This window comes from Sphingobium sp. RS1 (assembly GCF_056156825.1).
In genome coordinates this window covers 996,219-1,017,514 of the sequence record NZ_JBLZXE010000002.1, presented here as the reverse complement: position 1 = coordinate 1,017,514, position 21,296 = coordinate 996,219, and the positions used below count along the sequence as shown (strand labels likewise).

The 21,296-nt window shown below is 64.9% G+C and carries 14 protein-coding genes; 4 read left to right on the top strand and 10 right to left on the bottom strand.

The genetic code is table 11. From position 1 onward, the window contains the following. Positions 1-81 precede the first annotated feature (81 nt). Positions 82-2,883 carry a TonB-dependent receptor gene (locus tag ACNHGR_RS06515; RefSeq protein WP_475284809.1) on the bottom strand — a complete coding sequence of 934 codons (2,802 nt, stop codon included), beginning with the start codon at positions 2,881-2,883 and terminating at the stop codon, positions 82-84. Positions 2,884-3,219: 336 nt separating this feature from the next. Here ACNHGR_RS06515 and ACNHGR_RS06510 point away from each other — a divergent pair, with 336 nt between their 5' ends. The 3 genes from ACNHGR_RS06510 to ACNHGR_RS06500 are packed head-to-tail and all read left to right on the top strand — an operon-like array spanning position 3,220 to position 8,613. Beyond that, positions 3,220-3,999 carry an ImuA family protein gene (locus tag ACNHGR_RS06510; protein ID WP_475284807.1) on the top strand — a complete coding sequence of 260 codons (780 nt, stop codon included), beginning with the start codon at positions 3,220-3,222 and terminating at the stop codon, positions 3,997-3,999. Then, entirely contained in the window at positions 3,881-5,437 is a 1,557-nt protein-coding gene (locus ACNHGR_RS06505) for a Y-family DNA polymerase (protein ID WP_475284805.1), read from the top strand. Before ACNHGR_RS06510 ends, ACNHGR_RS06505 begins: the two co-directional genes overlap by 119 nt. Next, the gene (locus tag ACNHGR_RS06500) at positions 5,434-8,613 is read left to right on the top strand and encodes an error-prone DNA polymerase (RefSeq protein ID WP_475284803.1); all 3,180 of its coding nucleotides are present in this window, start codon (positions 5,434-5,436) and stop codon (positions 8,611-8,613) included. Before ACNHGR_RS06505 ends, ACNHGR_RS06500 begins: the two co-directional genes overlap by 4 nt. A gap of 461 nt (positions 8,614-9,074) precedes the next feature. Here the strand turns inward: ACNHGR_RS06500 and ACNHGR_RS06495 are convergent, their stop codons facing one another. From ACNHGR_RS06495 to ACNHGR_RS06480, 4 genes are all read right to left on the bottom strand, one after another. Further along, the gene (locus ACNHGR_RS06495) at positions 9,075-9,362 is read right to left on the bottom strand and encodes a hypothetical protein (RefSeq protein WP_475284801.1); all 288 of its coding nucleotides are present in this window, start codon (positions 9,360-9,362) and stop codon (positions 9,075-9,077) included. 118 nt (positions 9,363-9,480) lie between these two features. After that, positions 9,481-9,891 (bottom strand): type II toxin-antitoxin system tRNA(fMet)-specific endonuclease VapC, encoded by a 411-nt coding sequence (gene vapC / locus ACNHGR_RS06490; protein WP_475284799.1) that lies wholly within the window; start codon positions 9,889-9,891, stop codon positions 9,481-9,483. Further along, positions 9,891-10,106, bottom strand: a complete 216-nt coding sequence (gene vapB / locus ACNHGR_RS06485; RefSeq protein WP_475288347.1) for a type II toxin-antitoxin system VapB family antitoxin — start codon at positions 10,104-10,106, stop codon at positions 9,891-9,893. Before vapB ends, vapC begins: the two co-directional genes overlap by 1 nt. A gap of 409 nt (positions 10,107-10,515) precedes the next feature. After that, on the bottom strand, positions 10,516-11,187 hold the full coding sequence (locus ACNHGR_RS06480) for a spermidine synthase (protein WP_475284797.1): 672 nt from the start codon (positions 11,185-11,187) through the stop codon (positions 10,516-10,518). A gap of 128 nt (positions 11,188-11,315) precedes the next feature. Here ACNHGR_RS06480 and ACNHGR_RS06475 point away from each other — a divergent pair, with 128 nt between their 5' ends. Beyond that, a complete protein-coding gene (locus ACNHGR_RS06475) occupies positions 11,316-11,768 on the top strand; it encodes a hypothetical protein (RefSeq protein WP_184265161.1) in 453 nt (150 codons plus the stop codon). A 25-nt stretch (positions 11,769-11,793) separates the two neighbouring features. Here ACNHGR_RS06475 and ACNHGR_RS06470 read toward each other — a convergent pair whose 3' ends face one another. The 5 genes from ACNHGR_RS06470 to ACNHGR_RS06450 form a co-directional block, all read right to left on the bottom strand. Next, positions 11,794-15,174 carry a DUF3857 domain-containing protein gene (locus tag ACNHGR_RS06470; protein ID WP_475284795.1) on the bottom strand — a complete coding sequence of 1,127 codons (3,381 nt, stop codon included), beginning with the start codon at positions 15,172-15,174 and terminating at the stop codon, positions 11,794-11,796. A gap of 165 nt (positions 15,175-15,339) precedes the next feature. Then, on the bottom strand, positions 15,340-17,154 hold the full coding sequence (locus ACNHGR_RS06465; protein ID WP_475284793.1) for a carboxypeptidase regulatory-like domain-containing protein: 1,815 nt from the start codon (positions 17,152-17,154) through the stop codon (positions 15,340-15,342). Next, positions 17,151-19,259, bottom strand: a complete 2,109-nt coding sequence (locus tag ACNHGR_RS06460; RefSeq protein ID WP_475284792.1) for a DUF4175 domain-containing protein — start codon at positions 19,257-19,259, stop codon at positions 17,151-17,153. Before ACNHGR_RS06460 ends, ACNHGR_RS06465 begins: the two co-directional genes overlap by 4 nt. Next, positions 19,256-20,392: a BatA domain-containing protein gene (locus ACNHGR_RS06455; RefSeq protein ID WP_475284790.1), complete on the bottom strand. Its 1,137-nt coding sequence runs from the start codon at positions 20,390-20,392 to the stop codon at positions 19,256-19,258. The genes ACNHGR_RS06460 and ACNHGR_RS06455 overlap by 4 nt, the downstream gene beginning before the upstream one ends. 2 nt (positions 20,393-20,394) lie before the next feature. Beyond that, a complete protein-coding gene (locus ACNHGR_RS06450; RefSeq protein WP_475284788.1) occupies positions 20,395-21,288 on the bottom strand; it encodes a DUF58 domain-containing protein in 894 nt (297 codons plus the stop codon). Positions 21,289-21,296 lie beyond the last annotated feature (8 nt).

Genomic DNA, 21,296 nt, shown 5'->3' with positions numbered 1-21,296 from the left:
CCGCTCCTAGCCGATTTGCACGCGCCTGTCATCGAAAACCGCAAAAGCCGGCCGGGCGAAGTCCGCCCGGCCGGCATCGGATCAGAACTTCACCGACGCGTTGACGAAGAAGGCACGGCCATAGACGTCATAGGTCGACGGATAGGTGTTCGCCTGCTGCTGGTTGTCGCCCAGCACCGGCGGCTTCTTGTCGAACACATTGTTCATGCCGATCGACCAGCCGAAGCGCTCGGTCGGCTGCACCTGAAGCGCCAGGTCGAACAGGTTGTACGCCTTGATCTTCTCGACCGTGTAGGTCGTGGTGTCGTCATCGTCCCGAACGCTCGACAGGTAACGATGGGTCACGCCCAGCGTGATCGGCCCGCTGCTCCAGGTGATGCGGTTATTGAGGCGCAGCTTGGAATAGGGATCGCCGCAATTGACGCCGAACTTGCCCGCACAGCTCTGGTTCAGTTCCGCGATCGCCGCCACCGGGTTAAGGTCGTAGCGGATCAGGCGGGTGCCCGCGACGCGGAAGGCCAGCTTGCCGGTCTTGGCCCCGAACACGCCGAAATTGAGCGGCACGCTATAGTTCAGCTCGAAGTCCACACCGGAGGTCTTCAGGCCGCCGGTGTTCGACTGAAGGTTCACCGCCCCCTCAATCTCGCTGCTGGTGGCGTTGCGCGGCAGGAGCGAGCAATAGCTGCTGTCATAGGGCGTCCAGCCATTCGCCTCGTCGCCATAGCAGGCGCGGATGATGTTCGCGGTGCCGGCGGTCGAGATATAATTGTCGATCTTGATGTTGTAATAATCGACCGTCAGCGACAGGCGCGGCGCGAAGCTGGGTTGCAGGACGACGCCCAGGCCCCAGGTGTTCGACGTTTCTTCGCGCAGGTCGGGATTACCGCCGGTCACGGATTCGATCTGCGAACTGCCGCCGTAGAAATCGGTGCCCAGCGCACTCGAAGACACGCTGCTGGCCAGGCAGCTCGCCGACAGGGTCGCGCTGGTCGTGGCGGCGTCGGTCGCGCACGGATCGGTCGCGGTCGGGAAGTCCTGCGACTGGCCGGAATACAGCTCATAAACCGACGGCGCACGCACGGCCCGGCTATATTGCCCACGGAAAGTGATGTCCTTGATCGGCGCGTAGATCAGGCCGGCCGAGAAGGTGCTGACATTCTTCGCCGCGGTCGAATAATGTGAGAAGCGATAGGCGCCGTTGAAGTCCAGCTTGTGCACCAGAGGCAGGTCCGCGAGCAGCGGAACGCTGATTTCCGTGAACAGCTCCTTCACATTATAGCTGCCGCCCAGACCCTGACCGGCGTTGAAGCCGACCACGTCGCCCGAAGACAGCGCCTCGTCGGGATTGTAGCTGCCCTTTTCCGACCGATATTCCGCGCCGAAGGCGATGCCGGCCGGGCCGGCGCCCAGATCGAACAGATTGCCGTTGGTAATCGCCGCATTCGCCACCTGCTCGGTGATGATGCTGACATTGCGCGTCGTGATCGAAATGAAGTCGGCGGCCTCGTCGCTGATATTCCCCGCGCCGAAGATGTTCAGCGGCACGCAGCCATTGCTGGTGTCGGAACAGGCCAGATTGCCGTCCGCATCATAGGTGGTCCGCAGCGCCTGTTCGACCCGGCTGCGCGACACATTGCCATATTGCGTCTCGACCTGCTTGGTACGGGAATAGCTGTAATAGGCGTCGTAATTCCAGTCGCCGCTGATATTGCCCTTGGCTCCGATCAGCGCGCGATAGGCGGTGTTGTCGACATTCGAGATACGGTCGCCCACTTCGGTCAGGCGGCGATAGATATTGGCGGAGGTATAACCGTCGCCATCCGTATCGGCCGCCGCCAGCAACGCCTGTGATTCCGCCGACAGGAAGGAGGAATCGGTGTCGATATCGACCGTGCCGGTGAAGGGCGTCGGGGCCAGCTTGTTGCGGACCTTGTTCTTGATGAACTGGCCCTCGCCATAAAGGGTCAGGTGATCGCTGACGTCGAAATGCGCCTGACCGCTCAGCAGGATGCGCTTCTGGGGCACCTGCAAATAGTTGGACGGAGCATAATTATAGGCATCGGTCGCCGCGCTATAGGCGGAATAGCTGCCATCCTGATTGAACTTATACTGGCTGTTGTTCAGCGCCATGCGCGTGCCGGGAATGGAGCCCGATCCGCCCGCGACCAGATTGCCCTCGCCATCGTCGGTATAGGTCTGCTTGGTATAGCTGCGCGCGCTCTGGTCCACGCCGTTGCGCTTGATATAGTCGGCATAGAGGGTGATGTTGCCGCGCCCGTCGGCGAAATTCTGGCCCAGCAGGATGTTGGTGTTGAACGTGCCGCCATCACCTTCCTCGTTCAGGCGATAATTGGCGTTCGCTTCGACCCCGGAAAAATTCTTCTTCATCACGAAGTTGATGACGCCGGCGATCGCGTCGGAGCCATAGACGGCGGAGCGGCCGCCCGACACGACTTCGACATGGTCGATCAGGCCGGCGGGAACGGTGTTGAGGTCGACCACCTGATTGGAGTCATAGGACACGTAACGATGGCCATCGACCAGCACCAGCGTGCGCTGCGCACCCAGGCCGCGCAGGTCGGCGGTCGACACGCCGCCACCCGGATTGTTCGACGCGGCGGTCGTGCTGGGGATCAGTTGCGGCAGGTCGTTGATGATCGCCTCGACATTGGCCTTGCCGCTCAGCTTCAGTTCCTGGCTGCTGACGATCGAGATGGGCGATGCCTGTTGCAGATCGGGGCGGGCGATGCGCGATCCGGTGACGACGATCGTGTCGTCACTGGCGGCGGCATTGTCATCGCTGGCCTGGGCAAAGGCCGGCGTCGCCAGGCCGAGCAGGACCGTCGACGCCAGAAGGCGCCGGCAAAATTCAGCCGATGTCATGAGATACTCCCTTCGATACGCTAGATGCGACCCGCGCAGTCTATGTCGTTGACCGCTTCGAGTTGGTGGAGCAGGCGTGCCTTGGGATGGCACATATCGTCAATATTGCGCTTTTGTTAAACAACGACTTTTCGCGCTATGTGTCTTTTAAGAAACAAGAATTTCGGAACATTACGGCGCATTGCGTAATATTGCGCAAATTTCATCGCATGACGAAATGTTGCGCCCTTGGATCTATGTTCATTGATCTTCAACCGCCTGCCTCGACCCGAAAGTCCAGAGTGGACGCACGTCGAAAATGGGAACATAAAGAGAACATATTGAGCGATTCGAGATATGGCAGGCAGCGTTCCCATCAACGGCATCCGTCCGACAAGACGGCAAGGGCCAGCGGCAGACATGCCCTTCCCGGCGCTTGTAAGGGGGCATCTGCATGAAATCCACTGCACCGCGCCGGACCGGGCGACGGCGCTCGCCTTCGCCCTGACCCAGGACCTGTCTCAGGAACCAGGGGCGCAGGCAGGGGCGATCTTCGCCTTGCGGGCGGCGCGGCGACAGCGCTTGCCGACGCTCTTTTCCGGGGACGGGCTGGCCCTGCTGGGGATTGATCCCAATCGGCTGACCATCGTGGAAGCGGGCAGTGAAGTGGAAATGCTGCGTGCAGGACTGGAGGCAGCGCGCTGTCCGGGCGTTTTCATGGTGCTGATGGAAAGCGAGGGACGCTTTGCCGATTATGACCTGACCGCCAGCCGCCGGCTGGTGCTGGCCGCCGAAACCTCCGGCGCCAGCATCATGCTGCTGCGCGGCGATGCGGAACAGCGATCAAGCGGTGCGCAGACCCGCTGGTCGATCCGCAGCGCGCCATCGATCCCGCTGGAGGCCGACGCGCCCGGCCTGCCGACGATCGAAGCCGAATTGCTCCGCTGTCGCAGTGGGCCTGCGGGCGGGCGCTGGCTGTTGTCATGGGATGCGGAACATGGATGTTTCAGGAACAGGGATGCAGGAGAGGGGCGCGCAGGAGGAGAAACCGGGCGATCGCCTCTGCCTGGCGCTGTGGTTCCCTTTTCTCGCCTGCGAACGGATGCAGGCCGCGACAGCCAGCGACAGGTTGCCTGACGCGGAACCGGCGCCCTTTGCGCTGGTTGCGCGGGTCGGCAATGCGCTGCGGCTGGCGTCGGTGGACCGGGTGGCCGTCGCGCAGGGGCTGGCGGCCGGCATGACGCTGGCCGATGCGCGGGCGCGCTGTCCGACGCTGGCCACGCATCCGGCCGATCTGCCCGCCGATGCGCGCGAACTGGACCGGTTGCTGGAAATCATGCGCCATTTCACCCCGATGGTCGCGCTCGATGCGCCCGATGGGCTGATCCTCGATATCAGCGGCTGCACCCATTTGTTCGGCGGCGCGCAGGCACTGGCGCGGCAGGCGCGGATCATGGCCGGCTATGCCAGCCGCCATGGTTTCGGCGCCAATGCCATGGCGGCCCGTGCCTTGGCGCGTCATGGCCGCGCCCGTGGCGATATCCACGCCCTGCCGGTCGCCGCGCTCGATCTGGACGATGGCGCATTGGCCGCCCTGCGCCGCGCTGGCCTGCGCAGCATCGGCGACCTCGCTCGCCGGCCCATGGGCATGATCGCCGCGCGCTTCGGGGAGCAGGCCGTCACCCGCCTGCGTCAGATTTTGGGCGAAGCACCCAGCCCGATCGCGCCGCGCCATCCATCCGCGCCCATCCATGCCGAAGCTCGCTTCCCCGAACCCATCGCCCGGACCGAGGATGTGATGGACGTGATCGAGGATCTTCTGGGGCAGGCCGCGCGGCAGATGGAGGCACGTAAGCTCGGCGGGCGCCGCTTCGTCATCCGCCTGTTGCGCAGTGATGGCGCGCGACAGGGGCTCAGCATAGAAACGGGCCAGCCGGTGCGCGATCCCGCCGCCGTGCTGCGCCTGCTGCGCGAACGCATCGACACGCTGGCCGATCCGCTCGATCCCGGTTTCGGCTTCGACGCGGTGTTGCTGGCGGTGCCGCAGGTCGAGCCACTCACCGAACGGCAACAGGTGATGGAGGGGGAGGAGGCGAAGGCCGGCGAGGCCCATATCATCGCCCTGATCGACCGGCTCGGCATCCGCCTTGGCCCTGACAAGGTCCGTCGCCTCCAGCCCCGCGACCGCCATATCCCCGAAGCCGCGCAGGCCTTCGTCCCCGCAACACAGGCCAAGCTGCATCCATGGCCCGCCACCACGGACCATCCGCCCCGGCCGCTGCTGCTGTTCGATCCGCCCCAGCCGGTCGCGGTGATCGCCGGCGTCCCCGACGGCCCGCCCCAACGTTTCCGCTGGCGCGACCACCTGCATGAAGTGCGCCTTGCCGAGGGGCCGGAGCGGATCGCGGCCGAATGGTGGCGCCGGCGCGAGGGGCATCAGCCGGGCGGGGCAGGGCGCACCCGCGACTATTACCGGATCGAGGACAAGGACGGCCGCCGCTACTGGATGTTCCGCCATGGCCTGTTCGGCGAAGAAGCCGACATAAGCTGGTACCTGCACGGCCTGTTCGCATGACCGGCTTTGCCGAAACCGTTGCCGCCACCAATTTCAGCTTCCTGCGCGGCGCTTCCCACCCCCGCGACATGGTGGTGCAGGCCGCGCACCTCGGCATGACCGCCATCGGCATTGTCGATCGCAACACGGTCGCCGGCGTCGTCCGCGCGCATCAGGCGATGAAGGATCTGGGCGTGCTGGCCGGCGGCATGCGCCTGATCGTCGGCGCGCGGCTGGTGTTCGCCGATGGCACGCCCGATATCGTCGCCTATCCCCGCACGCGGTTGGGCTGGGGGCGCCTGACCCGGCTGCTGACCGAAGGCAACCGGCGCACGATCAAGGGTGACTGCACCCTCAACCTGCCCGACCTGATCGACCATGCGCAGGATATGGCGCTGATCGCGATGGATGGCGATGCGGCGCTGCTGGACCGATTGCGCGAGGCAACGCCCCATCTCTGGCTCGCCGCCACGATGGGCCGGTCCGGCCGCGACGCCCGGATGCTGGCCCGGCGTAATGCGCTGGCCGCACAGACCGGCGTTCCACTGATCGCCACCAACGATGCCCTCTACGCGGAAGCCGACGACCGCCCGATGCAAGATATCCTCACCTGCATCCGCGAAGGGCTGACGATCCAGACCGCCGGAAAGCGTCTCGCCGCCAATGCCGAACGCTATCTGAAGCACCCTGATGAAATGGCGCGCCTCTTCGCCGCCTGCCCGCGGGCGATTGCCGCAACGCAGGATTTGCTCGCCTGCATCGCCTTCACGCTCGACCAGTTGGTCTACGAATATCCGCACGAGCCGGTGCCCGAAGGCTGGCAGCCGCAGGACTGGCTGGAACATCTGGTGCAGGAAAAGGCGCAGGCGCGCTTCCCTGACGGCCTTCCCCCTGCCTATCGCAAGACGCTGAAGGAAGAATTCTACCTGATCCGCAAACGCAACTATGCCTATTATTTCCTGACCGTCCACGACATCGTCGCCTATGCCCGCAGCCTCGACCCGCCGATCCTGTGTCAGGGGCGTGGGTCCGCCGCCAATTCGCTGGTCTGCTATCTGCTGGGCGTCACCCCGATCGACCCGGTGCGCGAGAAACTGCTCTTCTCCCGCTTCCTCTCCGAAAACCGTGACGAGCCCCCCGATATCGACGTCGATTTCGAACATGAGCGGCGTGAGGAAGTGATGCAATATATCTACCGCCGCTATGGCCGCGACCGGGCGGGCATCGCCGCGACCGTCATCCGCTATCGCCAGCGCAGCGCGATCCGCGAAGTCGGCAAGGCGCTGGGCCTGACCGAGGATGTGACCGCCCGCCTCTCCGGCACCGTCTGGGGCAGTTGGGGCGGCGAGGAAGTGCCCGAAAGCCGCGTCACTGAAGCCGGCTTCGATCCCGCCAACCCCGAACTCGCCCGCCTGCGCGACATGGCCAGCCGCCTGCTCGAATATCCCCGCCATCTGTCGCAGCATGTCGGCGGTTTCGTCCTCAGCCATGGCCGGCTCGACGAACTGGTGCCGATCCACAATGCCGCCATGCCCGATCGCACCTTCATCGAATGGGACAAGGATGATCTCGACACGCTCCAACTGATGAAGGTCGATGTGCTGGCGCTCGGCATGCTCACCGCGATCCGCAAGAGTTTCGACCTGATGCGCCGCCACGATCTTGGCGACCTGACGCTCGACCGCGTGCCCGTGGAGGATGAAGCCACCTACAAGATGCTGCAAAAGGGCGACAGCATCGGCACCTTTCAGGTCGAAAGCCGCGCCCAGATCGCCATGCTCCCCCGCATGAAGCCCAAGGAACTTTACGACCTCGTCATCCAGGTCGCGATCGTGCGCCCCGGCCCGATCCAGGGCGGCATGGTCCATCCCTATCTGCGGCGGCGGGCGGGAGAAGAAGCGCACGATTATCCGGGGCCGCCGGGCAATCCCTATGAACTGAAAGAGGTGCTGGAAAAGACGCTGGGCGTGCCGCTGTTTCAGGAACAGGCGATGAACCTTGCCATCAAGGCGGCCAAATTCACCCCGGCAGAGGCCGATGGCCTGCGCCGCTCCATGGCAACCTTCCGCAATCGCGGCGACATCGGCAACTGGCAGGAAAAATTCATCACCGGCATGACGAAGCGCGGCTATCCGCAGGATTTCGCCGAACGCTGTTTCGAACAGATTAAGGGCTTTGGCGAATATGGCTTCCCCGAAAGCCATGCGCAGGCGTTCGGCTGGCTCGCCTATGTCTCCTCCTGGCTGAAATGCCATTATCCCGCCGTTTTTACCTGCGCTCTGCTCAACAGTCAGCCCATGGGCTTCTATGCCCCCGCGCAACTGGTCCGCGACGCGCAGGAGCATGGCGTGGAGGTACGGCCGATCGATGTGCAGGCGAGCGACTGGTACAGCAGTCTGGAGGGCGAGCGGATATTGCGCCTCGGCCTCGACCGGATGGATGGCTTTCGGCAGGAATGGGCGGATGCGTTGATGGCGGCGCGGGCCGATGCGCCGATCCGCGACATGGAGGATCTGGCTCGCCGTGTCGGCCTGCCGTCCCGCGCGCTGCATTTGCTGGCCGATGCCGACGCGCTGCGCTCCATCGGCCAGAGCCGACGCGAAGCCGGCTGGGAAGCGCGCCGCGTGCCGCCCGCGCAACTGCCCTTGTTCGCCGCGCAGGACTTGCCGGAACTCGGCCGGGAAGCGGATGCCGCTTTGCCCGTCATGCCCCTGTCGGAGGAAGTGGCGGTCGATTACGCCACCCACCGCCTGTCGCTGAAGGGGCATCCGATGCAATTCCTGCGCGGCCATTTCACGCGGCAGGGTGCGATCGACTGTGCAGGCGTCAATGCCGCGAAGGACGGCGCGAAGGTCCGGGTGGCAGGCGTGGTGCTGACCCGCCAGCGACCGGGCAAGGGCAATGCGGTCTTCATCACGATCGAGGATGAAAGCGGCATCGTCAACGCCTTGCTCTGGGCACGCGACATGGAAAAACAGCGCCGCGCCGTAATGGCCTCCCGCCTGATGCTGATCGACGGCGAAGTCCAGCGCAGCAAGGAAAATGTCGTTCACCTGATGGTCGATCGGGTGACGGACGCCAGCGAAGCGCTGGCCCGGCTGAACGAAGGGCAGGAAGGTGGAAAGCCGCAACGACCGTCCCCCAGAAGACACCCGCGCGATGTGCGGATATTGCCCAAATCACGGGATTTTCATTGAGCGAGGCTGGCTGATTTGGGTGGATTGGGGAGCGTCGGATTTTTAAGCCCTCTCCCGTCTTTACGGGAGAGGGTTGGGTGAGGGTCTTTCTTCCTGCAGGCCGGAAGTGCCTGTGTAGAACGAAAAAGGCCCTCACCGACTGCGACTAGGCAGCAAGCTGCCAAGTCTCCGCTGCCTCTTCCGCGAAGGCGGGAGAGGGTAAAAGGAACGTCCGCATCCGTTCGCCCTGAGCCTGTCGAAGGGCCGCACTTTTCTTCCAACATAAGCCAAAAGAAAGAGCAGGGCTTCGACAGGCTCAGCCCGAACGGATGTTGGGTCTCCGCAAATGGTCGCTCTTGCCCGGTCAGCTTTCTCGCCGGGAACCGGACAGGCCGCTATGATGAAGATCGAGCGCGAACGGGTCTGCGAGATGGTGATCAGGGGTGGGTAGCGGAAGGCCTGTTTCCAACGAGAAAAATCAATCAGCGGACGTTTGGAACTCCATCAGTCACCCATAAGACTGTATCAGCCGCAGGATCAAATATCTTCACCACCTCGTCTGTAAAAAACAGATCGATGGATACTCTTTCCACGTCCGGCGAGATATTTGACGTCAGATGCTCGAAGCTGTCACCAATGTCTTCCCCCCAAGCGATATTAAAAACCGTCAACAATCGGTTCTTCGAGAGAAGGACTTTCGTTTCCTTGCCATCCCTCGAACAGAGAAGTGGAACGATCGAACGGCAATGGGAAGCTGAAGGTCCGGTCATGAGTGAGCTATAACATGCAGTTGAACGGTGATTAATGGCCGTTTCCGACCTGACTGCTTTTTCTCCCAAGGGAAGCAAGCAACCGTTTTCGGGTTATGCCATTCCACCATGCGGCCGTTCATTCCGCATCATTGACCCAATCCTCAACGCGCAGGCCGGGCACGCGGTCGAACTCGCGCCGATTATTGGTGACGAGGATCATGCCGCATGAGCGGGCATGGCCAGCGATCATTTGGTCATAGGGGCCGATCGACGTACCCGTGCGCGCCAGTTCTGCGCGCAACTGCCCGCTATGGGCGGCAGCCCCCCGGCCATAGTCGAGCACGTCCAGCCGTGCGGCAAAACCTTCCACATTCATCAGATTGCGCTCGGGGTCGGCAGATTTTTCAGCGCCGTAAGTCAGTTCCATCAAGGTAACGGAACTGATGCACATCTGGTCATGATGCCGTTTGAATGCCGCGCGCACCTCCTGCGGTCTGTTCTTGATCGTGAAGATGCAGATATTGGTGTCGAGCATATATTTGAGCATCAGAAGGCTTCGCGTTCCTGATCATCCGGTTGCTCACGGTCCGCCATGAAATCGGCGGTCACGCCTTCCCCGTCGAACCAGCTATCCCATGCTTCGCCCGCAGGGGTGATGATCCGGGTGCGGCCCAGAGCGATCACATCGACCCGCTTTACATCGTCAGGAAAGGCAACCGCCTTAGGCAATCTTACCGCCTGGCTGCGGTTGCTCTGAAATATAGAGGCTTGTGGCAAGACATATCTCCCGGATCATCCCAATCTAGGATCAGCATGGGATATGTCAATGGGATATGCCGATCACCCGGTCGCATCCTCTCCAACATCCTTCCAATATAGGATTTCTTCTGATCTATCCTTGGGGATGAACCCAACCTGCCTGCCTCTGATTTCCAAACCCCATTGGTCGCGATCCGGGCGCCAAACTGCCGCGCTTCCGTCGCACACCTGTGCCCCAGTTGGCGCGTCACAGGCGCGTTCCTGTGACCCGCATGGCGCATCACTGTCGCGTCACAGGCGCGTCGCGAGCGCTTCGCGGGCGCAATTGCCCGATTTTGCCCGACGACACTGTGAACTTCGCCCAGTTGCGTTGAAATGTGTCGCGCCGAAACGCGCCGCCTCGCGTCCAGCCCTACCGCTTCAGCGCGAACCAGATCACATGGCGCGGCCCCTTGCCATTGTCACGGGCCTTGACCGCCACTTCGTCCACCAGAAAGCCCGCATTGCGCAGGCGATTGGCGAAGACATCGTCCGACCCGGCCGACCATACCGCCAATATGCCGCCCGGCTTCAACGCGGCCTTGGCGGTTTGCAGCCCCGCCCGCGAATAGAGCCGGTCGTTGGCCGCCGCCGTCAGTCCGTCCGGCCCATTGTCAACATCCAGCAGGATCGCGTCATAGCTGCCATGCCCAGCGGCGATCACCGGCACGACATCGTCGATCAGCAGGTTGACGCGTGGATCGTCCAGGCATCCGGCCATCAGGTCGACCATCGGCCCGCGCGCCCATTCTATGATCTTGGGCACCAGTTCGGCCACCGTCACCTTCGCCGACTTGTCCAGCACGCCCAGCGCCGCGCGCAGGGTAAAGCCCATGCCATAGCCGCCGATCAGGATATGCGGCGCCTTGCGCCCGCGCAGCCGCTCGATCGTCATCAGCGCCAGTTGCTTTTCCGATCCGCTCATCCGGCTGCTCATCAATTCGTTGCGATCCAGCACGATCATATGATCGGCGCCGCGCCGATAGAGTTTCAACTCCTGCCCGCCCGGCACCTGTGCCGAATCCAGATATTCCCGCGGGATCATGTCACGTCCTTCCAATCTATCGCACAGCCTGTCGCGCGGGGTGCGCATGGCAGCTTGGCATCCGTCACGCAAATGCTACAGGCACCCGACAACGCATCATCCTATCACGGCAGGCAGTTTCTTCCTTCATGCGCTATTTCCTCGACACCGAATTTAACGGCTTTGGCGGCACGCTTATCAGCGTGGCGCTGGTTCCCGAGCATGAAGGGGACGAGGAATTCTACGTCTCCCTGCCGCTGCCTGAAGAGATCGAACCGTGGGTCGAAAAGCATGTCGTCCCCTATCTGCGCCATGTGCCGCCCGCCATCGACCTGCAACTGGGGCGGGTCGAAGCGGCCGATCATGTCGCTGCCTATCTGGAAGGGGACAGCGATCCTGTCATCATCGCCGACTGGCCGGAGGATCTGGCCCATTTCTGCGCGCTGCTGGTGACGGGGCCGGGGCGGATGGCCGGGGTCGATTTCGGCCTGCGCCTCGAACTTATCAACGCGGCGGGCTTCAGCGCGGCGGCCAACAGCCGCGTGCCGCACAACGCCCTGCATGATGCGCGGGCGTTGCGCGACTTCTACATGGCGGACTGATCGGTGCTCGACTGACCGGGATGGATCAATAGTCGCCCCAATAGGTCTTGCTGCCGGCGAAATCGACCACCCGGCCGACGTCCTTCAGCTTGGCCTGCACCGCCGGTGTGGCACGGGCGGCGTCCATCACCCCGCGCAGGCGCGCGTCGAAGGCCGACGGCGTCGGCGCCTGACGGGACCGGACGAACAGGCCCAGTGCCGACGCCCGGTCATCCGGCTTGTCGAGCCGTTCGACCAGCAGCGTCTCGATCATCGGCTGGTCGCCGCGGCAGGCCGCCGCCATGGTCACCGCCGATATATTGTCGTCCCGCGTCGCCGCCAGCTTTTCGTCCAGCATCTTGGCGTCGTCGGGGCGATTGAGCGTCCGCAAGGCGCAGGCCTTGCCCGCCCACATCCACATCTTGCCATATTGGCTGGCCTTGCCGGCATATTTCTCGTCCGCCTCGGTCATCGCCGCCAGAGCACGGTCGGGCATGTCGGCATGGTTGAACATCTCCGCCCGGTTGATGAGCTGCGATACCAGAGCGGGATATTGCTCGATTCCCAGCGCCAGCACGGCGTCCATCTGGGCAATGCCATCGGCATGCCGGCCCACATCGGCCAGGACGGATGCATATTCGTTCACGAACCAGAAGGCCGGTTCGCCCGTCGCCTCGATCCGTTCGCGCTCGCCAGCCAGTTTCTTGCCGACGCTGATCGCCTCCTGCGATTTGCCGGCGGTACGCAGCGCCCGCATCAGGGCGGTGACCATGCCGAAATCCTCCGGCGCCTTGGCCGCCGCCGTCCGCGCCATGCTCACGGACTGGGCGATGCTGCCGGCGAACCCGTCGGCCTGCCCCTTCGCCAGATCCGGCCAGACCGCCTGATAGCGTTTGTCCATCGCCAGCCCGGTCAGCGTGTCCGGGGATGGCTGCAACGCGATCAGCCGGCGCGCTTCGGCCAGATTGCCGCGCCGCAACTGCGCCCGGATCGCACCGCCCAGGGCGCTCAGGCCTTCATCGGTGCGCGGGTCCATCTGCCATCCTGCGGCCATCAGGATGATGCACAGTTCATCGCGCGCATCCTGCCGCTTGTCGGCGGGCATGTCGCTGATGCGCCGCGACAGATATTTCATCCAGTCGAGATCGAATTGCCGGATCACGTCGGGCTGCTTGTCCTGCGCAATTCGCATCGTCTTGAGCACGACCGGCGGTTCGTCACTGTTCAGTTGCAGCGCGATCAGGGTGCGGATCATGTCTGCATTGCCCTGATATTGTTCGACGCTGGACTGCAACGCGGCCTTGGCCGGGGCGGCCCGGCTCAGGCTGGTCAGGATCAGCCCCTTCAGGCCATCGAACAGGCCGGCGACGGCGGACGGGCGCGGGGGCTTGTCGGCAATGCGATTGATGATCGACAATGCCTCGATACGCGATGCCTGATCGCTCTTCTCGCCGGTCAGCGCAATGATCTTGTCGAGGTCGGTGCGATAGGGCTGCAATTCCGACGGATCGATCGCGCCCATGGTTTCCGATGGTCGCGACGATTTGTCGATGAAGAAGCGCAGGCCGCTTTCGTCGCTGATCTTGTCGCTGATGGCATAAATCGCAGCCGCTCTGTCTGCGGGCACCACATTGCTGTCATCATTGACCAGCCGGTACGTCATCTGCACCCCGTCGCCGTCGCGGACCGACTTGCGGGTGAAATGCACGCCATCGGCCTGCATGTCGATATCGTCGGGTGTCCAGAGGCGGCGGTCCCTGGCATGGACCTCGATCACTTGGTTGCGGTTGACATTGGCCGGCAAATAGAGCGGCTGGAGACGGGCGCCAACCTGCTTGCCGGGAAGAAGATCGGCGACGGCATAGGCGTTGGTGTTGAGGTCGGACAGGATCTTGCCCTTGTCGAACTCGGCCTTGGACAGGCTGTAATCCTCGCCCAATATCACGATATTGGCATCGCGATCGTCGCTGATCGCCAGCGGCTTGCCTTCCGCCAGGCCGGGGAAGCGTTTCTGGTAAAATTCCAGATTGCCACGCGCCATCTTCGCCGCCGATTGCGAGGCGATCCGTCCACGCATCCAGTCGGCCATGCCGCCGCTGTAGCGCGTCTCGACGCGCAGTTTCAGCGCGGTCGCTGCCGCCTCATCCACATCATAGCGTTCCACCACATCCATGGCGCCGGCGCGGGCGGCATAGCCTTCCATCTTCTCCAGCGCCTGCTGCCCGTCGCGAATTGGCAGGGCATAGCCAAGATTGGACGGCGTGATAGCCAGACCCCGCCCGCCGCGATGGGTGGCGGTCGGGTCGATCCATGTCGTCTGCCCGTCGATCGCGACGCGCACGATGACATGGTCGAACATCAGCGGTGACGCCAGTCGATCGGGCAAGTCGCGCCCCGGCCGGGTCGATACCAGCGCCGGCACCGCGTCGATACCGAGACGGCGCAATGCTACCGCCAGCAGCAGGCTCTTGTCCTTGCAGTCGCCATAGCCGCGTTCCAGCACCAGCTTGGGCCGGCGCGGGACGTAGGAACCCTCGCCCATTTCCTCGCCGACATAGCGGATATTGTCCTGGATATAGCGGCTGGCTTCGGTCAGCCGGTCCTGCGCCTTGGGCCAGCGGGCCGCGATATCCGCCAGTTTCTGTTCGAAGTCCGGCGTCAGGCTGTCGTCGCCGGCATAAAGCGGCAACGCCCAGCGCGCGACCGTGGCCCAGTCGGCCATGGTCGACACATCGACCCGCCCATATTGCGGGTGCCATGTGGGCACGTCATCCTCCCCCGGTCCGAACGGCCGGTCGCGCCCGATCCATTCCCAAGCCGTGATGTCGCCCTGTTTTTGCTGGGTGAAGGCAATGTCGCTGTTGACCGGCTTGAACCGGATCGGCTGGCTGCTCGGCCATAGGAAGCGGATCGCGCGCAGCCCCAGTGGTTCGGAGAAGCGGTCCGTGAAGCTCGCGAAATATTGACCGGGCCACAGCGCGGTGCGGACATGCTGGGTCATGCCATAATCGACGATGTCGCCGACCCGGACATCCTTCAGCGTGGCCATCGCCCGCAGCGATCCGCTGATGATGCCGTCGTCCAGATCATCCTCGCGTTCAACCACGCGGAAACTGGCGTCTGCCGTCCGGTCGATAATCTTGCCGTCGCGGATGATGTGGACGAAATTCAGGGCAACCGTCTCGAATGCGGGGTCATAGCTGGTCGATATGCGCCCGGCTTCCTCCAGCCCGCTGCGATCCACCACCTTGCTGGCGATCCGATAATAGCTGTCATAGCCCTCCGTCGTGCCGCGCACCTGCCAGTCGGTCAGGAGGAAGGCGACGCCATCCTGCGCATGGGCCATCTGGTCGGCCGACATTGTCGGCAGGGTGCGGGCGGCCAGCCAGTCGGGGCTGGCTTCGCGCAGGACGACCGGCGTTTGCACGGGGGCTTGGGGTGTGGCTTGCAATCCTTGTGCGGCAACGGGAACAGCACCGGCGATGGACAAGGCTGCCACGGACGCGGACAGCAGAAGCAGGCAACCACTGGTCGCCGACGGAAAGCGCATCGAATTAACCCCCATTGCGGGCCGAACGGCCCTATCCCCTTGCTATGACTCGGATGGCACCGTTGCAAGAGCGGGCTGAGGGGCACCGGGGCGCCCCAGTCGCGACCGTTCCAGCCACCAGAGCAAGGCGCTGGCCGTCAGCCAGCCCAGCCACCAGAACCAGTTGGACATATGCCGCGCCGCAATCTTCGCGGCGAGCGGTGCATCATTGCGCAGCATGGCCATCGCCTGCCGGTCCCGCGCGGCACGCATGGCTGGTAGTGCTGCGCTAGGCTGGACATGGAAGGGGCGCGTCTCTCCCGCCACGCGCAGCATGTGCCAGCCGGCTTTGTCGGGCCAGAAGGCGCCACAGCCAGCGACCGGCAAAATGGTTGCCTGCTGGCCCTCGGGCGCTTCGATCCGTGCTTCGCCGGGCAGGCCGCACAAGGTCATGCGCTCGCCGGCCCAGACCGTGTCGGTTGCCATGCGGCTGACTGGCGCCGACCGGACGACCGTGCCCAGCAGCGTGCTCCACCAGTCGGCATAGAGATCGCTGCGGCCGGTCAAGGTCAGGCCATAGCTGTCAATCGCCGTGAAGAGGGCGACGCGCCCCGCGCCGATAGCCCGCCACGCAGCCAGCCTCACCCCGCCTGCATCCTCCAGTAAGGGCACGGCATCACTGCCGCCGGGCGTCAGGCCGAACCGGCTGACATCGGGCGCCAATTCTTCCGGCAGCGCGATGTCTGCCGGCACATCCGCGCTGCCAATGCCATGGCGCGTGCGCGCAACTGCCTGGTCCGGCAATTTGGGCAAGGCCAGCGGGGCGACGCCACCCGGTCCGCTGAAGCTGAAGCCCAGTGCCTGCCATTGCGATCGGGTCGCGCCGTCGACCGCTCCACCGGCGCGCAGCACTAGTCCCATGCCGCCCCGGACAGCGGCCAGCAGCGATCCGCGCGCGCCGGGCCAACTGCGTTCATCCACGATCGCGACGTCGAACCGCCGCAGGCTGCCCACGTCCAGCGACACCGGCGCGTCGCCCAGCGCAATGCCGCCGCCCGCGCTCATCTGGGTGGTGACGTCGAAGCCGGCATCGCTCGCCCAGCGGCGCAGATATTTGACCTCCGGCCCCGGCGCCCCGGCCAGGATCAGCAGCTTCGGGCGAGCGCTCTCGGCAACCCACACCGGAACATCGGCCTGCTCGACGATCCGTCGCCCCGATCGCACCTGCACCCGGAAGTCCGCCGTGCCGGCCGCCCGCGCCGTGCCTGCCAGCAGGAAGCGGCCATCCTTGCCCGCCATGCCGCTATCGGTCACGCGTCCCGCCGGATCGAGCAACTCGACCGTGGCGCCAGGCAATCCATGCAGCGTTCCGCCAACCAGAAAGCGACCGCCCGGTGCCACCGTCGCCGGCGGCGCGATGGCGGTGATCCCCGGCCGCAGCGGCGGCGGATCGAAACGTACCGCCACAGTCCGGGCCACGTCCATGTCGCGCGGACTAAGGCCCTGACCCAATATCTCGATCATCGTCACGCCGGGATGGCGGCGCAGGGCGGTGGCGAGGTCCGGGACGGCCTCACCGCCGCCGATCGTCGGTGCTTCGGGCAGCAGGATGAGCGGCGCCCCGTCCTGAGCACCCGCCAGAAGGGGCGTGCCTGTCGTCGCAATCTTCAGGCTGGTCGCGCCGTCATTTGCCGATGGCGGGCATAGCGCAAGATAGAGCAGCCCCGCGCAGACCGGCTGGAGCAGCGCCAGTATGACGGTCCGTGCGATCGATGCCTGGCCGGACGCTTGCGCCGACCGATGCCACAGGCAGAGCCTGACCCAGCCCAGCAGCGTGGCCAGCGTCAGGATCAGCGCAATGGCGATGTCCATGGTCATGGCGTCCCCCCGATCGCGTTCAGATAGCGGGTTCCGGCGGCATCGGCCGGGCGTCTCCGTGCCGGCCGCGCAGTTCGCTCCATGGCCGTCCACAGCAGCGCACGCAGCTTGGTACGACATTGCCGGCAGGCGGGATCGCTGCGCACGCCGTCGATCGCGCCGGTCAGGGCGAGAGCATCGGGCAAGCGTGCGGCATTTGTACGCACCCAGCCTGCCAGCGCATCCAGGGCGATCGGGCCACGAATGGCACCCGGTCCCTCGCCCAAGGCGCGCCATGCGGCGGCGGCTGGCCCGTCATCGCCCTCGATCGGTGCGACCGGCAGGGTCCGGCTCGCCAGCCCCTCGCGCTTGCCGGTCATGCGGCGGCTGGCGTCGATCGGTGGCAGTTCCGGCCCGACCCGCGACAGGAAGATGCGGGTTGCCTGCTGCACTTCCTTGATGAAACGCAGCGCCTTATAGGCATAGGGCAGGGCGGCGTCGGGATGGCCGGTCTTGAGTTCGCGCTCGGACTGCCACATTTCATCGACCGCCTGTTTCAGGATCGCGCGGGTTTCGGGATCGAGGCTGGATGCCGGGCTTTCATCATGCGGATGGCCGAATTCCGCCAGCACATCTTCCTTTTCACCGAAGACATTGGGCGTCGATACCGGCGGGCCATGGTCATGGCCATCGCCATCGCTATGGGCTTCGCCGTCGGCGGTGGGCAGTTCGGGTGCGCTTTCATTCTCACCGCCGAGGAACTGGCTGTAGCGGCCACGCAAGATCTGCTGGTCGCCGCCGATGGCGGCCGAACGCGAGAGGTAACGGTCGGGGGCGAAGCTGCGTTTTTCCTTCAGCAGCTTTTCGATGTCGATGATGATCTGGCGCTGACTGCGAAAATAAGCGGGCAGGGTGGTGTTAACCATGCCGGTCAGGCCGCTGCTTTCAGGCTGTTTCGGGGACGGCCAGCGCAGGATCAGGCTGGGGCCGCGCACTTCCTGCGGATCGGGCGCGCGATTGTCCCGGATAATCAGTTGCACCACCATGTCGCCACCCGCAGCAAAGCCGAAGGTCGAAAAGTCGAGGCGCGGGGCGAAGCGGCGATCGCGGGCCGGGCCACTGCCGCCGACCGGGATTTCCCGCTCGGAGAAGGTCACATTCTCGCCTTCGCCGATTGCCAGCGTGACGCGCAGTCGGCCGTTGGCAGCGACGCCATAATCGTCGGTGGCGGCAAAAGCCGGCGACCAGCTGCGCTGTCCCGGCTTCACCATGGTCAGGCTGTCGGTGAGAGCCTTCACCTGCGGCGGGGCATCGGCAATGGCGTCGACACGGTGGAGCGGCGGCGTCGGCCCGCGCTCGGCGGTGGGGATGACGCGATACAGGAAAGCGGCGTCGGCACTGCGGCTGGCGATCCAGTTGGCGCCATCCGCGCGCAGCGCGAGCGGTTGGCCGGCCAGCATCAGCAGTTTGGGCGCATGCGCCTGCGGATCGAAACGCAGCGTCCATTCCAGCCGCGATCCTTGCGGGACGCGAGCGTCGAGCGAGGCGGAATCGCGCACCGGCAGGCCGGTATAGGCGGGCGGAATGATGCGCAGATTTTGCGCGACGAGGCGGGGGATGCCGGGCTTTGCGGGCAGGCCTTCGCTGCTGGGGGCAAGGGGCGGTGGCCCTTCGCCCGAACGAGGCCAAAGCAGGACGGCGACGATCGGCGCAGCGCAAGCGAGGCAGAGGAGCAGGAACAGGCGCGTCGACCAGTTGGGCACAAAGTCTTGCGGCGCGCCCTGATCGAGGCGGGCGGCGATACGGTTGCGCTGGAGCGATTGCAGCGGTGAGCCGGGCGTGTCCTCAGTGAAGAGGAGGGCGCTGCTATCCTCCAGTTCAGGGCGGGTCCTGTCGAGACTGCGGATCAGCCAGGGGCGGTCGAAACGGACCATGCGCTGACGGGCGACGACCAGTGCGACAGCGAGTGAGACAGTTGCGGCGAGGGTGGCGGCGAGGAAACCACCCGATCGCCAGCCGATAACGGCCAGCGCCAGGATCAGCGGCAGGGCGAGCGCCAGCGTATCGGCAAAACGGCGGCGGCGCGCGGGCGCGACCCAGTGGGCGAACAGCGCGTCGCCGCTCATGGCGCGATGCTCCGGCTGCGACGGGTGGCGACCCAGCGTTCCGCCAGCAGCAGCAGCGCGATCAGGATCGCGAGCAGGGGGCGGAGGGGCTGCGGCGGCTGGTCATAGGCACGACCACCGGTGAGCGGGGCATAGTCAATGGCGGCAACGCGGGTCGGTGCGGCGGCAGGGGCCACCAGAGTGCGCAATTGCTCCGGGAAGTCGGGGGCCAGCAGCACGGGCATCTGAGAGGGCATCAGCGGACGGGTGAAACGGATGAGGCGGCCTTGTCCCAGCGCCATTGCTTCGGCCAGCGGCTGCCCTTGTGCATCGCGCCAGACCGGCATCATGGCCTGATCGACGGGCAGCCTTACATCGTTGGCGACGACCGCCGTGCCGCCTTGCCTCACCCAATCGACAACGCTGTCCAACATCGTTCCGCCCACCAGCCAGACGAGGATATGCCCCTTGTCAGGGAGTGGCGCGTTCGTCGCTTTACTGTCCAACTCGCTGTCTCTTTTGGCGGGCTGCCAGGCGAGGGCCGCCGCGCCGATATAGCGCAAAGCCGCGCGATGATCCGCATCATGGCGGATGGACAGGATGGGCGGCGGCGCGGCCTTGCGGGCTGAGGCCATGGCGCCGCCGCTAATGCGCCACGTCACCTTGCGCGACAGACGCAGACGGTCGGCATCGGCGCCGTCCAGGATGGTCGGGGTAATGATGGTGAGCGGCGTCTTGGCCGGAAGTTCGGCGTCAAGCTGGCGGATCAGGCTGGCGATGGGCAGTGGGCCGGTCGGCCGGGTGGTGTCGATCTTCGGGAAACCGGGGGCGAGCCAGTGGCCACGGGCTTCGCCAAGCGCCTTTATGTCAATCTGCGCGCCCGGCACCACCGCGACATAGGATCGGTCGTTGCCAGCGCAGAACAGTAGCGGTTGCGCCAGCCACAGCGCCGCCAGCGCCAGCAGGGCGAGGCGCAGCAGCAGCAACGGCCATTCGTCGAAACGCAGGCGCGACCGGGGTTTGGGCCGCGACCGCAGCCAGCGCAGCGCCGCAAAGTCGGTCGGTACCTGCTCGCTCTTGCGCGCGATATGGATGATGAGCGGCAGGATCAAAGCCGCGAGCGCAACCAGCGCCGCCGGGAAGAGCAGGCCCATGCTCATTGATATTCAGCTGCGCCCTGCGCCGCGAACAGACGGCGTAGCGGCAGGTCGACAGGCTCATCGAGATAATGCACCGCATGGCGGATGCCGATCGCGTCCAGCCGCGCGTGGAGCGCATCGCGCGCGTCTGCAAAGCGGGCCAGAAATTCGCCGCGCAGGGCGGCGCCATCGGCCAGCAGTTCCTCGCCGGTTTCCGGGTCGCGGAAGCGATAGCCGCCATCGAAGGGGAAATCCCGCTCGGCAACGGTCAGCATCTCGATCACCAATGTCTCGCGTCCCGCCGAAGACAGTTTCTCGGCCAGCGCCACCGCGCCCTCATCGAAACAGTCGGAGAGTAGAAGAACGAGATCATGCGCGCCGATCCGCTCCCAGACCGGACCCAACTGGCTTTCCGGTGCGAAACCACGCGCCGGGCGGACATTCAGCAATTCCAGCAGGAGCCGATCGCGCTGGCGCAGGCCCGTGGCGGGTGGCAGCAGCGCCAGCCCACCATCGCCCAGTGCCATGAAGCCGAAACGGTCGCCCTGCTGCATCGCCAGTTCGGCAATGGCGGCGGCGATGCTCTTTGCGGCGTCGAGGCGGCTGTAATCGGGGCGCGGCGCGTCGCCCTGGCCCATGGAGGCGCTGGCGTCGATCATTATCCAGACCGCGACCGGGCTTTCGCGCTCGGCCTCCCGCACGAAGAATTTGTCCGACCGGGCGTAGAGTTTCCAGTCGATCTGGCGCAGTTCATCGCCCGGTTCGTAAGCGCGGTACTGGGCGAACTCCAAACCCGCGCCCCGACTGTGGCTCTGATGCAGGCCGATGCCGTGCGACCCCACCGCCCGGCGCGTGACGAGGCGCAGGCCGCGAAGGCGGCTGCGCACATCGGGGGGAAGAAGATCGACCATGGCGGAAT

What these genes read in the sequence shown, in the direction of transcription:
- ACNHGR_RS06515 (WP_475284809.1), bottom strand. Translation starts at nt 2,883, where the DNA reads ATGACATCGGCTGAATTTTGCCGGCGCCTTCTGGCGTCGACGGTCCTG.
- ACNHGR_RS06510 (WP_475284807.1), top strand. Translation starts at nt 3,220, where the DNA reads ATGGCAGGCAGCGTTCCCATCAACGGCATCCGTCCGACAAGACGGCAA.
- ACNHGR_RS06505 (WP_475284805.1), top strand. Translation starts at nt 3,881, where the DNA reads ATGCAGGAGAGGGGCGCGCAGGAGGAGAAACCGGGCGATCGCCTCTGC.
- ACNHGR_RS06500 (WP_475284803.1), top strand. Translation starts at nt 5,434, where the DNA reads ATGACCGGCTTTGCCGAAACCGTTGCCGCCACCAATTTCAGCTTCCTG.
- ACNHGR_RS06495 (WP_475284801.1), bottom strand. Translation starts at nt 9,362, where the DNA reads ATGACCGGACCTTCAGCTTCCCATTGCCGTTCGATCGTTCCACTTCTC.
- vapC (WP_475284799.1), bottom strand. Translation starts at nt 9,891, where the DNA reads ATGCTCAAATATATGCTCGACACCAATATCTGCATCTTCACGATCAAG.
- ACNHGR_RS06480 (WP_475284797.1), bottom strand. Translation starts at nt 11,187, where the DNA reads ATGATCCCGCGGGAATATCTGGATTCGGCACAGGTGCCGGGCGGGCAG.
- ACNHGR_RS06475 (WP_184265161.1), top strand. Translation starts at nt 11,316, where the DNA reads ATGCGCTATTTCCTCGACACCGAATTTAACGGCTTTGGCGGCACGCTT.
- ACNHGR_RS06465 (WP_475284793.1), bottom strand. Translation starts at nt 17,154, where the DNA reads ATGACCATGGACATCGCCATTGCGCTGATCCTGACGCTGGCCACGCTG.
- ACNHGR_RS06460 (WP_475284792.1), bottom strand. Translation starts at nt 19,259, where the DNA reads ATGAGCGGCGACGCGCTGTTCGCCCACTGGGTCGCGCCCGCGCGCCGC.
- ACNHGR_RS06455 (WP_475284790.1), bottom strand. Translation starts at nt 20,392, where the DNA reads ATGGGCCTGCTCTTCCCGGCGGCGCTGGTTGCGCTCGCGGCTTTGATC.
- ACNHGR_RS06450 (WP_475284788.1), bottom strand. Translation starts at nt 21,288, where the DNA reads ATGGTCGATCTTCTTCCCCCCGATGTGCGCAGCCGCCTTCGCGGCCTG.